Here is a 15,096-nt window from a genome sequence, read left to right on the forward strand (position 1 = left end):
GCGGGGACGCCGACGGGCCGGGCGGCACGGGCATCACGGCCCCGGGCGACGCGGCCCCGGACACCACGGGCCCGGGCATCACGCTTCCGGACACCACGGGCCCGGACACCGCGGTCCTCGGGGCCGGGAGTGCTTCGAGCGGCGAGGGGGCGGGGGGCGCGGACGCCGGGGGCCGGGCCTGGGAGGAGTTGGTGACCGCCGCGATGCTCGGCACGGACCGGCGCGCCCCCGGTGGGTTCGCCAGGGGCGACGGCGGGGATCTGCCGGGCGCGCTCCTCGACGCCGCCGCGGTGCACACCGTACGGCGCAGGGCGGGGCTGCGGCCCGGTCCCGCCGCGCCGCTGCCGGAGCCCGCGCCCGCCGACCCGCGCGGCCGACTGCCCGAGGCGGCCCGGCGGCGGCTGGACCAGCTGCTCGCGGGCCGGGCCGCGCCCTCGCCCGCCGGGCGGCGCGGGGCCGCTCCCGACCTCACCGAGCTGCTCCCCCAGTGGCTGACACTCGCCAACCGGCATGGTTTCAAGGCGCCTTCCGCCGCCCTGCCCGCCCTGCTCGACGCGGCACGTGCCCGCACGGACCTGAGGCCGCAGGCGCTCCGGCTGGCCGGGGCGCGCGGTCTGTGGCTGGCCCGCCAGAACCCCGAGTGGCGGTTCGCGCTGCGGGGTTCGGGCGCGGGCGGCTCCCTTCCGGACTCCGGGGACGAGAAAGGCGTACGGGCCCTGTGGGAGGAGGGCCTGTTCGCGGAGCGGGTCGCCCTGCTGGCCGCCGTACGCGCCGAGGACCCGGCGGCCGGGCTCGCCCTGCTCGCGGGCACCTGGTCCGTCGAGCGGGCGGAGGACCGGCTGATGTTCCTGGACTCGCTGCGGAGCGGACTCTCCGACGCGGACGAGGAGTTCCTGGAGGCGGCCCTCGGCGACCGCAGCCGCAACGTCCGCGCCACCGCCGCCGAACTGCTGTCCGCGCTTCCGCGCTCGGCGCTGGCCGGCCGGATGGCGGGCCGGGCCGTCTCGTGCGTGGGGCTCGACCGGACGGCGCGGACGCCCTCGGTCGTCGTCGAGGCCCCGCACGAGTGCGACGCGGCGATGCGGCGGGACGGTGTGGTGGCGACGCCCCCGGCGGGTCGGGGCGAGCGGTCCTGGTGGCTGGGCCAGTTGGTGGAGGCGGCCCCGCTGTCCTGCTGGCCGCCCCGGTTCGGCGGGCGCGGCCCGGAGGCGATCGTGGCGCTGCCGGTCGGCGACGACTGGCAGGCGGAGCTGCACGCGGGCTGGTGCAGGGCCGCCGTGCGGCAGCGGGACGCGGCCTGGTCGCGGGCGCTGCTCGGCGCGCCGTCGGCGCCTCCCGCGACGGGACCGGGCACGTCGTCGCTCGCGGAGCGGGCGCAGTTGCTGTCGACGCTGCCCCCGGCGGAGCGGGCGGACTGGGTGGCGTCGTTCATCGCCGCCCACGGGCTGTCGGAGGCGTTCCAACTGCTCGGCGTGTGCGAGGTGCCGTGGGCGGCACCGCTGGGCGGGGCGGTGGTCGACGCCCTCGACATCGCGCGGGAGGCGGGCAGCTACCCGTGGAGCTTCAGTGGGGTGATGGGGCTGGCGGAGCGTTGTCTCGCCCCGGAGTCGGCCCGGCACCTGGATTCCCTGACCGCCCGGCCGGACGAGACGGACGAGGTCTCCCCCGGCGCGGGCGGCTACTGGTCCGAGGCGTTCCAGCGCCTGGTCTCCACCCTCCGGCTGCGCGCGGCGATGCACGCCGAACTCGCGGAGCCACCGCCCGCGCCCGACCTTCCACCGGCACGGGACGCGGGGCCGGGGTACCGGCCGGTGCAGGGGTAGGGGCCGGTACCGGTGCCGAAGGGGCCGGGCCCGGGCCCCGCGCCCCGGCCCGCCGGAACTCCGGACGCGCCGAAGGGCCCTCCCCCTGGAATTCGCCCTGAGGGAAGGGCCCTTCGGAAGGGAGTGAGGAGCGAGTCACCCGGTACGGAAGGGACTCACGCGGCCACGCGGACGTTCGCGTTGACCCAGTCGACGATGGAGGCGGTCGTGGCGCCCGGCGTGAAGATCTCCGCCACGCCCTTCTCCTTCAGCGGCGGGATGTCCGCCTCCGGGATGATGCCGCCGCCGAAGACCTTGATGTCCTCCGCGTCACGGTCCTTGAGCAGCTCCAGGACCTTCGCGAAGAGGGTGTTGTGCGCGCCCGAGAGGATCGAGAGGCCGATCGCGTCGGCGTCCTCCTGGATCGCGGTGTCGACGATCTGTTCCGGCGTCTGGTGGAGCCCGGTGTAGATGACCTCCATACCGGCGTCGCGGAGTGCCCGCGCGATCACCTTGGCCCCGCGATCGTGGCCGTCGAGACCCGGCTTGGCCACCACCACGCGGATCGGACCGGTCACACCCATCACTGCCTCCACATGCGACCCCCGCGCCTGTTAGCCGGGGAGGTGAACGAACGTTATCCCCAGCATCCCGCACGCGGCAGTTTCGCGGCGGCGAGCGAGGGGGAAATCACACGTGGGACATGTTCGCTCCGCGTCGCACCCCGCTTTCGGGCCCTCCTCCTGGGCCCACCAGCCGCAAGCGGGGCGGGGCGCGAAGGGAGCCGCGACGAGGTCGCCGCGTCTCCGTGCCGTCGTCCGTGCGGCGCGGAGACGCGGCGCGCCGACGTGCCGTCCGGCCCCCACGCCGTTCGGGAGGCCGGCCATGGAGTTCGCCGAGGTCACCACCCTGATGAAGGCCACCGCCCTCGAACTCGCGATCCTCACCGGCCGTCTGGTCCTCTACCCCACGGGGATCGCGGCCGAGCGCCGCTCGTCCCCGGAGCCTCCGGCCCCACTCTCGCCCGCCCGGCGCCCGGTGGTGCTGCTGCACGGTTTCGTGGACAACCGCTCGGTGTTCCTCCTGCTGCGCCGCTCGTTGACGCGGCACGGCCGTGACCGCGTAGAGTCGCTCAACCACTCGCCGCTGACCTGTGACCTACGGGCCGCCGCCGTGCTGCTCGGCCGCCGGGTGGAGGAGATCGCCACCCGTACGGGAGCCGCCGAGGTCGACATCGTCGGACACAGCCTGGGCGGTCTGATCGCCCGGTACTACGTGCAGTGCCTCGGTGGTGACACCCGGGTGCGGACCCTGGTCACCCTGGGCACCCCGCACTCCGGCACCACCGTGGCCCCGCTGGCCGACGCGCATCCACTGGTCCGGCAGATGCGGCCGGGTTCCGGGGTGCTCCGGGAACTGGCGGGTCCGGCGCCGGACTGCCGGACCCGGTTCGTGAGCTTCTGGAGCGATCTGGACCAGATGATGTCACCGGTGGAGACGGCCCGCCTCGACCACCCCGACCTGCTCGCGCACAACGTACGGGTCAGCGGGATCGGGCACCTGGCACTGACCGTGCATCCGACGGTCGTCGCCGGGATCCTGGACGCCCTCGACGCGGACGCCCCTGGGACACCGGACGCCCGGACGGACGGGCCGGAGGGGCGGAGGGACAGATCGGAGGGGCGGAGGGACGGACCCGAAACGCGGAGGGACACGCCGGAGGCGCGGAAGGAAGGGCCGGGCGCCGCGTCCGTCGCCTGACGTGCGGGGACGACCGTCCGGATGCCCGTCGGCGTACGCGGAGATCACGGACACGCGGGACCCGTTCATCGAACGCTTCTCGAACACAAGGCCAAAGCTCGCCCCGTGAGCTGGCGAAACACAGCCGATTGCCCGTTTCCTAACGCAGCGGACCCATCTGAAGATTGTCGGTTGCACAGGCCGCCGGGTACAGTCGCGCCACTGCTTACCCCCGGGACACCCCTCGTCGGGCCCGCCCCGGACCGGTCCTGTTGCCGAGGCGAGAGAGACGTTGGTGAACGACCAGCACCCCCACGCCGGGTACGTCGGAGACGACGCCCACACCACCAACGGCTTCGGCGTCGATCCGCTCTTCGGCTCGTACGCCACGGGCCAGGCCGACCACAGCGGACAGTGGGACCTCGGCGCGTACGACACCACCGGGACGTACCCGACGACGGGTCAGTACGACACCGGCCAGCAGCAGACCACCGGCACGTACGACACCACCGGGCAGTGGGACACCACGGGCCAGTGGGACACCACCGGCACGTACGCGACGACGGGTCAGTACGGCACCGCCCAGCAGCAGACCACCGGCACGTACGACACCGCCTCGTACGACACCACCGGTCCGTGGGACGCCTCCGCCTGGACCGAGGCCCAGCACACCGGCCAGTACGAGAACGTCCACTCCGGCTCCTACGCCGCCCAGGGCACGTACGGCCACGAGGCCTACGACACCACCGGTCAGTGGGCCGCCCCCGCCTTCACGACCGACACCGGCGCCTACGACGCGACCGCGTGGAACACGGCCCCCGAGGCCGAACCGGTCGTCCCGCAGCAGTACACGCCGGGGCCCGAGCACACCGCCGAGTTCGCGTTCGACTACGCCGCCGAGGCGGCGGAGCGCACCGAGGCCCTCGCCCCCGCCGAAGACACCGGCTTCGAGGGCGGGAGCCGCGACGCCGAATACACCGAGTACACGGAGCACCCGGACGACCATGGGTTCGCCGAGGACACCGCCGCCCACCAGGCCGGTTCCGACGACGACGCCGACCACGAGCCGGACACCGGGGCCGACGCCGACCCCAACGGCACGCACGACGCCATGCCCGCCGCCGAGCTCCGCACCGGTTCCTCCGTCGCGGGCCGCCCCGCGCGCCGCCCCTCCGGAGGCAGCCGGGGCCGTCGCCGTACCCCCGCCAAGCGTTCCGCGCTCCTCACCGTCGCCGTCCCCTCCGCCTGTGTCATGGGCGTCGCGGGCATCGCCGCCGCCTCCGTCGGCAGTCTCACCGGGTCCGGCGCCGACGGCGGCAAGACGGAGAACACCACCGCGCTCGCCGCCTCCGACCCCGCCTCCGTCAAGCAGGTCGCCGCCAACAACGCGCTCGACACCCAGCTCGCCGCGCTCAGCGCCGACGCCCGCGACTTCGGCGACCGCGCCAGCCGCACCCAGGAGCGCATCGACCTCCGTCAGCGCCAGGAGGCCGACCGGAAGAAGCGCGAGGCCGAGGCCGCCCGCAAGGAGGCACTGCGCCCCAAGTTCGCGCTGCCGGTGAAGCTCCACCAGCTCAGCGCCCGCTTCGGGCAGTCGGGCGTCAACTGGATGTCCGTGCACACCGGCATCGACTTCCCCGTCCGCGAGGGCACGCCCGTGATGGCCGCGACCGACGGCACCGTCCGCACCCAGCTGAACAGCGCCTACGGCAACGTCGTCATCGTCACCGCCCCCGACGGCACCGAGACCTGGTACTGCCACCTCAGCAGCCCCAAGTTCCGCTCCGGTCAGGTCAAGGCCGGTGACGTCATCGCGTACTCCGGTGACACCGGCAACTCCACCGGCCCGCACCTCCACTTCGAGGTCCGGCCCGGCGGCGGCTACGCGGTCGACCCGCTGGCCTGGCTGCGCAGCCACGGCCTCGACCCGACCCGCTGACCACACCCCCTCCGTACCTCACCTGAGCGGGCCCCGCCTTCCGGCCGGAAGGCGGGGCCCGCTCAGGTGTCGTCGTCCGTCGTCAGTCGTCAGTCGTCAGAAGATCCGCTACAGCTTCTCGACCGGCGCGTACCTCAGCAGCAGCCGCTTCGGCTTCTCGTCGCCGAAGTCGATCGTCGCCTGGGCGTCCGCGCCCACACCGGTCACCGCCACCACCGTGCCCAGGCCGAACTGGTCGTGCGTGACCCGGTCACCGGTCTGGAGCGAGATCACCGGCTTCTCCCCGGCCCGCCGGGTGGCGAACCCCGAAGGACCGGAGCGCGTGCGCGAGGAGGACAGCGACGAGGTGATCCCCGAGGTCGGCCCGGCGGGCTTCACCATCGGCCCCGTCCGCTTCCACTCCAGATACGTCGCCGGGATCTCCTCAAGGAAACGCGAGGCCGGGTTGTACGAGGGCTGTCCCCAGGCGCTGCGCATCGACGAGCGGGTCAGGTAGAGCCGCTCACGGGCGCGCGTGATGCCCACGTACGCCAGTCGCCGCTCCTCCTCCAGCTCCTTCGCCTGACCGAGGGCGCGCATGTGCGGGAACACCCCGTCCTCCATGCCCGTCAGGAACACCACCGGGAATTCCAGGCCCTTGGCGGTGTGCAGCGTCATCAGCGTGATGACACCCCGGCCCTCCTCGTCCTCGTCCGGGATCTGGTCGGAGTCGGCGACGAGCGCGACCTTCTCCAGGAATTCGGCGAGCGTCGCGGGCTCTTCGCCGCGCTCCTGCTCGAACTCCAGCGCCACGGCGGCCAGTTCCTGGAGGTTCTCGATACGGGTCTCGTCCTGCGGGTCCGTCGACGCCTGGAGCTCGGCCAGATAGCCGGTGCGCTCCAGGACCGCCTCCAGGACGACCGCCGGGCCCGCACCGGACTCGACGACGGTACGCAGTTCGTCCATGAGCGCGTTGAACCGCTTCACCGCGTTCGCCGAGCGCGCGGCCATGCCGTAGGCCTCGTCGACCCGCTTGAGCGCCTGCGGGAACGTGATCTTCTCGCGCAGGGAGAGCGCGTCGACCATCGCCTCGGCGCGCTCGCCGATGCCCCGCTTGGGGACGTTGAGGATGCGGCGCAGCGGCACGTTGTCCTCGGGATTGGCGAGGACGCGCAGGTACGCGAGGACGTCCCGGACCTCCTTGCGCTCGTAGAAGCGCACACCGCCGACGACCTTGTAGGGCAGTCCGACCCGGATGAAGATCTCTTCGAAGACGCGGGACTGGGCGTTGGTCCGGTAGAAGACGGCGACGTCTCCCGCCTTGGCCTCGCCCGCGTCCGTGAGCCGGTCGATCTCGTCGGCGACGAACTGGGCCTCGTCGTGCTCGGTGTCGGCGACGTAGCCGGTGATCTGCGCTCCCGCGCCCGCGTTCGTCCACAGGTTCTTGGGACGGCGGGACTCGTTGCGCTCGATGACGGCGTTGGCCGCCGAGAGGATCGTCTGGGTGGAGCGGTAGTTCTGCTCCAGGAGGATCGTCGTCGCGTCCGGGTAGTCCTCCTCGAACTGGAGGATGTTGCGGATGGTGGCGCCGCGGAAGGCGTAGATGGACTGGTCGGCGTCGCCGACGACACACAGCTCGGCCGGGCCGAGGTCCTCGTCACCGGTGCCGACGAGCTCCCGCACCAGGGTGTACTGGGCGTGGTTGGTGTCCTGGTACTCGTCGACGAGTACGTGGCGGAAGCGGCGGCGGTAGTGCTCGGCCACGTCCGGGAACGCCTGGAGCAGATGGACCGTCGTCATGATGATGTCGTCGAAGTCCAGGGCGTTGGCCTCGCGCAGCCGCGCCTGGTACATCCGGTACGCCTCGGCGAGCGTCTTCTCGAAGCCGTCGACGGCCTGGTCGGCGAAGCTCTCCTCGTCGATCAGCTCGTTCTTGAGGTTCGAGATCTTGGCGCTGAACGACTTCGGCGGGAACTTCTTCGGGTCGAGGTCCAGGTCACGGCAGACCAGGGCCATCAGGCGCTTGGAGTCGGCGGCGTCGTAGATCGAGAAAGAGGAGGTGAAGCCGAGCCTCTTCGACTCGCGGCGCAGGATGCGGACGCAGGCGCTGTGGAAGGTCATCACCCACATCGCGTTCGCCCGTGGCCCGACGAGCTGCTCGACGCGCTCCTTCATCTCGCCCGCGGCCTTGTTGGTGAAGGTGATCGCCAGTATCTGGCCGGGGTGGACGTGCCGGCTGCCCAGGAGGTGGGCGATGCGGTGGGTGAGGACCCTGGTCTTGCCGGAGCCCGCGCCCGCCACGATGAGCAGCGGGGTGTCGGTGTGGACGACGGCGGCGCGCTGCTGCTCGTTCAGCCCGTCCAGGAGGGCAGCGGGGTCCACGACGGGCCGGGGATGCCCGTCCCGGTAGTACGCGTCCCGGGGCGGGGGCGCGTCGAAGTGCCCCCCGAAGAGGTCGTGCGGGACCTCCTCCGTGGCCGGAGCGCGGTGCTCGTCGTCCTCGGGGTGGGGCGGCGGCTCCTCCGAGGAGTGGTTCTGGAGGCCGGCCAGGAAGCTGTCGTCAAAGAGGCTGCTCATCGCCTCACGAGTCTAGGACGCCGCACTGACATCCGGGGCCCGCCCGCGGAACCAGGCCCCGGACCACTCGCGCGCGGGGCCCCGGACCCGGGCCCCGGAGGGAGACCGGGGTCAGACCCAGAGGGTCGCGATGAAGATGTTCGCCATGGTCAGCCCGCCGACGGCGGCGAAGAGGCCCTTGTCGACCTTCTCCTCGTCCCGCTTGACGTAGACCAGGCCGAGGATGACGACGAGGACCGCGAGCTTGATGCCGACCTTGAGGTTGTTCACGGTGTGGTCGTCCGCCTGGTTCAGGCCGACGAGGGCGATGCCCGTGATCAGCATGGTCAGCGCGCCGTGCAGCATCGCGGGGCTGAAGCGGGCCGTACCGGCCCCCATCGCCTTCATCTGGGTGAGGAAACCGCCCAGCAGAGAGGCGATACCGATGATGTGCAGGGCGACGAAGACATTGATGAGTACGTCCATGGGCGGAGCCTAACCGGGGCCTTAGCACCGTCCTCCGGCCGGGTCCACCCACTCCGGCGCTTCGGTCGGGCAGCCACCGGAATGTTCCCGGCCCGCCCTCGCGGGCGAAAGCGTTCAGCCCCCGATCCGACAACCGACGCCAATAGCGATCAATCCTCCGCGTCGGCACGGCCCCCGGATTAGCGTCCTCCAGCAGGTGGCCGGCTCCCCACCGCCGCCGGTCACCCGGCGGTTGTCGGCCGCCCCGCCGAGAAATCCGGCGGCGGACCGTCTCCCCTGTGGCGGCCCGCCGTCGGCCCGGTGGCCCCGTACCCGCAGACAGAGGATGTGACCGCCCTCGTGGCAGCGCACCGAAAGCCCCGGCGTTCCCTCCTCGGCGGCCACGCGGCCCGCACCGCCGTCACCCTCGCCCTGGCCTCCGCCGCGACCACCACCCTCTTCGAGGGCTCCGGGCACGCGGAGCCCCGGCCCACCACCGCCCAGGTCAAGGCGAAGGTCGACCGGCTCTACGAGGACGCCGGGGCCGCGACCGAGCGGTACAACGGCGCGAAGGAACGGGCCGACGCCGCCCGCGCCGCCTTCGACCGGCTGCGCGACGAGGCCGCCCGCAGGACCCAGCGCCTCAACGACGCACGCGACAGCCTCGGCGCCATGGCCGCCGCCCAGTACCGCACCGGCGGCCTCGACCCCGCCGTCCGGCTGGCCCTCACCTCCGACCCCGACCAGTACCTGGAGCGGGCCGCCCTCGCCGAGAAGGCGGGCGACCGGCAGACCGCCGCCGTCAGCGCCGTGCGCCGCGAACTGGACGCGATCCGGCAGCTCCGCGGCGAGTCCGCCCAGCACCTCACCGAGCTGCGCCGGAACGAGACGGAGCTCAGGCGCCAGAAGGCCGCCGTCCTCGGCAGACTGGCCGAGGCCCGTACCCTCCTCGACCGTCTGACCGCCGAGGAACGCGCCCGTTACGAAGCCGCCGAGGCCGGCTCCGGCACCACCACGGCCGTCGCCCACACCGGAACCGCCCGCGCCGACCGCTCCTCGACCGGCGACCGCGACCCGGTCGCAGCCCCCGACGGACGGACCGCCCAGGCCGTCTCCTTCGCCCGCGCCCAGCTCGGCAAACCGTACGTCTGGGGCGCTACGGGCCCCTCGGTCTTCGACTGCTCCGGCCTCACCCAGGCCGCCTGGCGCGCCGCCGGCGTCTCCCTGCCCCGCACCACGTACACCCAGATCAACGCCGGTCGCCGCGTCTCCCGCTCCGAACTCGCCCCCGGCGATCTGATCTTCTTCTACTCCGGCATCAGCCACGTCGGCCTCTACATCGGCGGCGGCCAGATGATCCACGCCCCCCGCCCCGGCGCCCCGGTCCGCGTCGCCCCCATCGACGAAATGCCCTTCGCCGGAGCGACCCGCGTGTCCTGACGACACCAACCCCGTCCGGCCCCGGCCCCCCCGGCCCCCGTCCCGACCGGAAGTCCCTTTGTCTCCCGGCGGGCACCGACGCGGACCGTCCGTCACCTGGGTCGCTACAACACAGCCCCTGGACCCCCGGGGGGCCTGTACCACGCCCCGGACAGGCCCGGGCGTGGGCGAGTGCGACCCCGTACTACCGAGGGGCTCGTACCAGGGCGAGTCGGGTCCGGCACATCCCGGGTCCGACTCGGCCCGGGTCCGACTCGGCTCAGGTCGGGTTCGGGTCCAGGTCGGGGCCGGGTCCGGCTCGGGTCACGTCCGGCGCACCCCGGGTCCGGCTCAGGTCGGGTCCGGGTTCGGCTCGGCCCGGGTCCGGCACAGGTCGGATCCGGCACAGGTCGGGTCTGCCCTGCCCTCGGGCCTGGCTCGGCCCAGGTCGGGTCCGGCCGGTCCCGGCCCACTTGGGCGGGCCCAGGGGCCCAGGGCCGCTCTCCGGCGCGTCAGACCAGGCGGCGGGCGGTCGCCCAGCGGGTCAGCTCGTGCCGGTTGGAGAGCTGGAGCTTGCGCAGTACCGCCGAGACATGCGACTCGACCGTCTTCACCGAGATGAAGAGCTGCTTGCCGATCTCCTTGTACGCGTACCCCCGGGCGATCAGTCGCAGCACCTCCCGCTCACGCTGGGTGAGCCGGTCGAGGTCCTCGTCCACCGGCGGCGCGTCCGTCGACGCGAAGGCGTCCAGGACGAAGCCCGCGAGCCGGGGCGAGAACACGGCGTCTCCCTCCTGCACCCGGAAGATCGAGTCGACCAGGTCCTTGCCGGTGATCGTCTTCGTGACATAGCCACGGGCACCGCCCCGGATCACCCCGATCACATCCTCCGCGGCGTCCGACACCGAAAGGGCCAGGAAACGCACCGGGTCCTCGGCCACCCCCATCAGGCTCGCGCAGCGCCGGAGCACCTCCACCCCGCCACCACCGGGCAGGTGCACATCGAGCAGCACGACCTCGGGACGGGTCGCCGTGATCACGGTGACCGCCTGGTCGACGTCAGCGGCCTCGCCCACCACCTCGACACCCGTGATGTCGGTGCGGCCGATCTCCGCCTGCACTCCGGTACGGAACATGCGGTGGTCGTCGACGAGCACCACCCGCACCCGGCGGTCCATGCCCTTCGCCCCCGCGTCGGCCCCGGCCTCTGGCCCGGTCTCTGGCCCGGTCTCGTCGCTCATCCGTCCGCCCTCTCCATCTCAAGCTCCACTTCGGTGCCCCCACCCGGCACCGATCTCAACCGTGCCGAGCCGCCGTTGCGCTGCATCCGGCCGATGATCGATTCTCGTACGCCCATCCTGTCCTCGGGGACCGCGTCCAGATCGAACCCGGGCCCCCGGTCCCGTACCGAGACGAAGACCGTGCGGCCCTCCACCTCGGCGTACACCTGGACGGCCCCACCCTCGCCACCGTACTTGGCGGCGTTCACCATCGCCTCGCGCGCGGCCTGTACCTGTGCCACCAGTCCGTCGTCGAGCGGGCAGTCACCCACGACGACGACCTCCAGCGGCACCCCGTGCTTGTCCTCGACCTCGGCCGCGGCTCTCTTCACCGCCTCGGCGAGGGTCTCGGGCTCCTCCTCCTTGCCGGTGCCCTCCGGCTTGTAGAGCCAGTTCCGCAGCTCCCGCTCCTGGGCGCGGGCCAGACGCCGCACCTCGCCCGCGTCCTCCGCGTTCCGCTGGATCAGAGTCAGGGTGTGCAGCACCGAGTCGTGGACGTGCGCCGCGACCTCGGCGCGCTCCTGGGCCCGAATGCGCATGGTCCGCTCCTCCGACAGGTCCTGGGACATCCGGACCAGCCAGGGCCCGGCAAGCAGGGCTATGCCGGTGAGGACCGCGACGGCGGCGGTGAGCGCCGTCCCGAGCTGGGCGACCGAGCCCCGCACCACCACGAAGACCGCGAGACCGGTGCCGACCAGGCCGACGCCGACGAGCCCCCGGGCGAGCTGGAAGGCACGGCTGCTGCGCCCGCCCTCCGTCCAGCTGGCCCGGCGCGCGTTGTCCGCCTGGCGCCAGACCACGGCGAGACCGACACCGACGAGGATCACCGGCCAGACGTACCGCCCGGACTCGCTGTCGACCTTGATGTTCCCGATGAGGGCCGCGCCGCCTATCGCGAGCGCTATCAGGGCGAAGATCTGCCCCCGCTCGGGCTTGCGGAGTCTGCGGCGCCCGTCCGGGGTGGTCTCGAAGACGGGGCGGGGAGCGGCCCGGCCACCCACGCCCAGCGGGACCACGATCCAGAAGGCCGCGTAGACCAGGAAGCCGAGGCCGTCCATGAAGGAGAGGAGCAGAAAGGCGATCCGCACCCAGACGACCGGAAGACCGAGGTGACCGGCGAGACCGCGCGCCACACCGCCGAGCCACCGCCCGTCGGCGCTGCGGTACAGCTTGCGCACGGGAGGTTCGTCGGTGTCGGTGACACGAGCGGTTGCGGACATGCACCGATCGTCACACGTTCGGCGTGCTCCGGACATCAGGGTCGGCCCTGAGATCGTCCCTGGTAAGACCTCAGGGACAACGCCCCTCCGAATATCAGGGTCGGGCCAGGGTCGTCCCCGGTGCCGCTGGACGTCACGGCCGTTCACCATGGAGTCATGACGAGTTCGATGCCTTCGCAGCACGAGGCCCCGCCACCGGCGGAGGCCGATTCCGCCCGCCCACTGCGGCGCTCGCGCGGCGGCAAGGTCGTGGGCGGTGTCTGTGGCGGTCTCGGCCGGTACTTCGACCTCGACCCGGTGGTCTTCCGCGTCGTGCTCGGAGTACTGGCCGTGCCCGGGGGCATCGGCCTGATCTTCTACGGCTTCGCCTGGCTGCTGATACCGCTCACGGGCGAGGAGGAGAACGAGGGCCGCAGGCTGCTGACGGGCCGGGTCTCCGGGACTTCGCTGACCGCCGTGCTGATGGCGCTGGTGGGCTGCGGGATCTTCCTGTCGATGCTGCACAGCGGCTCGATGCTGGGTTCCGCGCTTCTGCTGGCGTTCGTGGTGTGCGCGGCGGCGGTGTGGTCCCGGCACCGGCAGAGCGGAGTGATCGAGCCCGAGGGCCGGGTGGAGTCGGCCGCGGCCGCCCTCGCGGTCTCGGAGGCTCCCCCCGAGACCAAGGCGCCGCCGCTGACCGATTTCCCGTCCTGGTGGAAGGAGCCCGTCGTCAAGGACGGCTCGACGGGCAAGCTGGCCATCGGCTATCTGTGGGGCCCGCACGGCGTCCTGGACGACGAGGGCCGGGTGGACGGCAAGGTGCCGAAGCCCGGTGGTCAGTGGGGTTCCGACCGGTCGGGTCCCCAGCGTCCGCAGCCCTCGGTGCGCAGAAGCCCGCGGTCCATCGGCGGGATCGTGTATCTGCTGGCCTTGATCGCCGCGGTCGTCGGCACGGCGGCCACCTGGGAGACCGAGCCGCTCCGCACCAGTCTGCAGACCGGTCTGATCGCCGCCCTCACCGTGTTCGGCGTCGGCCTGGTCGTCAGCGGCTTCCTGGGCCGGACCGGGTTCGGCACGGTCTTCCACACCGTGGTCACGGCGTCCCTGCTGGCCCTGGCCACGGCGCTGCCCTCGGACATCAGCACCGAGTGGGTCCGCGACACCTGGAAGCCGACATCGGTGACGGCCGTGCAGCCGCACTATGAGGTCGGGACCGGGGTGGGCACACTGGATCTTTCGGGGCTCCCCGTCCCCTCGGGCACGACCGTCTCGACCTCGGTCGGTGTGGGCGCGGGGCAGGTCAAGGTGATCGTGCCGAAGGACACGGTGGTGAGGCTGCACGCGGAAGTGGCGCTCGGGGACCTGCGGCTGCCCGGCGAGCCCGCCGACGACATCGACATCGCGCCGGACCGCGATGTGACCCGCACACTCGAACCGCCTGCCGGGACGACTCCGGCGGGCACCCTGGACCTCTCTCTGGAGGTCGGCATCGGACAGGTGGAGGTGACCCGTGCTGCTTCATGAGTTCCGCCCCGGGCGGCTGCTGGCGGGCCTGAGCGCCCTGGCCCTGGCCGCCGTGTACGCGGGGGACGCGACGGGGTCCTGGAAGGTCCCCTGGTACGTGGCGTTCCCGGTGCTCGGGCTCGGCCTCGGAGCCGCCGGCCTCGTGACCTGGGTGGCCTATCGAATACGGCGGCGCACGGCGAGGAGCCGGTCCAGCGACAGCACGGACGCCCCGGCGAGCAGCAGCGGCAGCCAGGCCATCAAATAGGCGAGGTCGTTGCCGAGGTAGTAGGGCTGCACCTGCCAGCTCACGGTCAGCCAGAGGCTCAGCGAGATCAGCGCGCCCCCGAGGGCCGCCACTCGGGCGAAGAGGCCCACCAGGGTCCCGATCCCGACGGCGAGCTCTCCGAAGGCGATGGCGTAGCCGAATCCGGTGGGGTTCTTGAGGGCGAGGTCGACGAGGGCGGGAAGGGCCGAGGAGTCCCGGACACCTCGCATCATCTCGCCGATGGAACCGGTACCGGAGTCGCCGAAGAACGTGGGATCGGTGAGCTTGTCGAATCCGGCGTAGAGGAAGGTGATCCCGAGGAAGAGCCGCAGCGGAAGGAGCGCGTAGCGGGAGGCGAGCGCCTTCCACCCGTCGAGCCCACCGGACCCGCCAGGCCCACCAGACCCACCAGGCCCACCGAACGCCCCCGGTTCGCCGGGCCCTCCTGACGAACCCGGGCCACCGGCCCCTCGGGGCAGGTCTCGACGGCCGGACCTCCCGGGCGTTCCCGAATCACCGTACTCATCGAACGCCCTCAGGCCGTCGGACCCTTCCGATGAGCCCGGCCCACCGGCCTCTCGGGGCAGACCTCGCCCGCCGGACCCGTCGGCCAGACCGTCGTCACCGAGACGCCCGTTAGCCGGACCGCCGTCACCGAGACGCCCATCGTCCCGACCGCTGTCACCGAGACGCGCGTCAGCCGGACCGCCGTCACTGGGTCGTCCGCCATCCAGGCCACCGTCACCGTCCCGACCGTCGTCATCGGGTCGCCCGTCAGCCGGGCCGCCATCACCAGGTCGTCCGTGGCCCGGCGCGCTCGGGACGTCGTCGAGTCGTCGGTCGCCCGGATCGTCGTCATCGAGCTCCTGGGCACCCCGACCGGTGTCATCGGGCCCGGCGACGGCACCGGCCGCTCGTCCCGGGGGGCCGTCGAGGCCCGGGGGGT

Annotated in this window: 12 protein-coding genes; 5 read left to right on the forward strand and 7 right to left on the reverse strand. The window is 72.7% G+C overall.

The genetic code is table 11. The features are described from left to right. The first annotated feature begins 203 nt into the window (after positions 1-203). Positions 204-1,823, forward strand: a complete 1,620-nt coding sequence (locus tag ACIRQY_RS05535) for a DUF5691 domain-containing protein (RefSeq protein WP_403922835.1) — start codon at positions 204-206, stop codon at positions 1,821-1,823. A gap of 155 nt (positions 1,824-1,978) precedes the next feature. On the opposite strand, the gene ACIRQY_RS05540 is transcribed toward ACIRQY_RS05535, so the two are convergent. Continuing rightward, positions 1,979-2,386: a cobalamin B12-binding domain-containing protein gene (locus ACIRQY_RS05540; RefSeq protein ID WP_366439595.1), complete on the reverse strand. Its 408-nt coding sequence runs from the start codon at positions 2,384-2,386 to the stop codon at positions 1,979-1,981. A 301-nt stretch (positions 2,387-2,687) separates the two neighbouring features. Here ACIRQY_RS05540 and ACIRQY_RS05545 point away from each other — a divergent pair, with 301 nt between their 5' ends. After that, positions 2,688-3,563 carry an esterase/lipase family protein gene (locus tag ACIRQY_RS05545; protein ID WP_403922585.1) on the forward strand — a complete coding sequence of 292 codons (876 nt, stop codon included), beginning with the start codon at positions 2,688-2,690 and terminating at the stop codon, positions 3,561-3,563. A 274-nt stretch (positions 3,564-3,837) separates the two neighbouring features. After that, on the forward strand, positions 3,838-5,481 hold the full coding sequence (locus ACIRQY_RS05550; RefSeq protein ID WP_403922586.1) for a M23 family metallopeptidase: 1,644 nt from the start codon (positions 3,838-3,840) through the stop codon (positions 5,479-5,481). 108 nt (positions 5,482-5,589) lie between these two features. Here ACIRQY_RS05550 and pcrA read toward each other — a convergent pair whose 3' ends face one another. Both pcrA and ACIRQY_RS05560 read right to left on the reverse strand, forming a co-directional pair. Beyond that, positions 5,590-8,037, reverse strand: a complete 2,448-nt coding sequence (gene pcrA / locus ACIRQY_RS05555; RefSeq protein WP_403922587.1) for a DNA helicase PcrA — start codon at positions 8,035-8,037, stop codon at positions 5,590-5,592. Between the two features lie 111 nt (positions 8,038-8,148). Next, on the reverse strand, positions 8,149-8,502 hold the full coding sequence (locus ACIRQY_RS05560; protein ID WP_403922588.1) for a hypothetical protein: 354 nt from the start codon (positions 8,500-8,502) through the stop codon (positions 8,149-8,151). Positions 8,503-8,841: 339 nt separating this feature from the next. Here ACIRQY_RS05560 and ACIRQY_RS05565 point away from each other — a divergent pair, with 339 nt between their 5' ends. Beyond that, on the forward strand, positions 8,842-9,921 hold the full coding sequence (locus ACIRQY_RS05565) for an NlpC/P60 family protein (RefSeq protein ID WP_403922589.1): 1,080 nt from the start codon (positions 8,842-8,844) through the stop codon (positions 9,919-9,921). A 491-nt stretch (positions 9,922-10,412) separates the two neighbouring features. Here the strand turns inward: ACIRQY_RS05565 and ACIRQY_RS05570 are convergent, their stop codons facing one another. Beyond that, positions 10,413-11,141, reverse strand: coding sequence for a LuxR C-terminal-related transcriptional regulator (locus tag ACIRQY_RS05570; RefSeq protein ID WP_403922590.1), 729 nt, complete (start codon positions 11,139-11,141; stop codon positions 10,413-10,415). Continuing rightward, on the reverse strand, positions 11,138-12,400 hold the full coding sequence (locus ACIRQY_RS05575; protein WP_351795886.1) for a PspC domain-containing protein: 1,263 nt from the start codon (positions 12,398-12,400) through the stop codon (positions 11,138-11,140). The genes ACIRQY_RS05570 and ACIRQY_RS05575 overlap by 4 nt, the downstream gene beginning before the upstream one ends. Before the next feature lie 156 nt (positions 12,401-12,556). On the opposite strand from ACIRQY_RS05575, the gene ACIRQY_RS05580 reads away from it, so the two are divergent. Beyond that, on the forward strand, positions 12,557-13,903 hold the full coding sequence (locus tag ACIRQY_RS05580) for a PspC domain-containing protein (protein WP_403922591.1): 1,347 nt from the start codon (positions 12,557-12,559) through the stop codon (positions 13,901-13,903). Between the two features lie 156 nt (positions 13,904-14,059). Here ACIRQY_RS05580 and ACIRQY_RS05585 read toward each other — a convergent pair whose 3' ends face one another. Both ACIRQY_RS05585 and ACIRQY_RS05590 read right to left on the reverse strand, forming a co-directional pair. Then, positions 14,060-14,629 carry a DoxX family protein gene (locus tag ACIRQY_RS05585; RefSeq protein ID WP_403922836.1) on the reverse strand — a complete coding sequence of 190 codons (570 nt, stop codon included), beginning with the start codon at positions 14,627-14,629 and terminating at the stop codon, positions 14,060-14,062. Positions 14,630-14,685: 56 nt separating this feature from the next. Beyond that, a complete protein-coding gene (locus ACIRQY_RS05590) occupies positions 14,686-15,009 on the reverse strand; it encodes a hypothetical protein (RefSeq protein ID WP_403922854.1) in 324 nt (107 codons plus the stop codon). Positions 15,010-15,096 lie beyond the last annotated feature (87 nt).

It is taken from the genome of Streptomyces sp. NPDC101490 (assembly GCF_044767145.1).
In the GTDB taxonomy this organism is placed as follows: domain Bacteria; phylum Actinomycetota; class Actinomycetes; order Streptomycetales; family Streptomycetaceae; genus Streptomyces.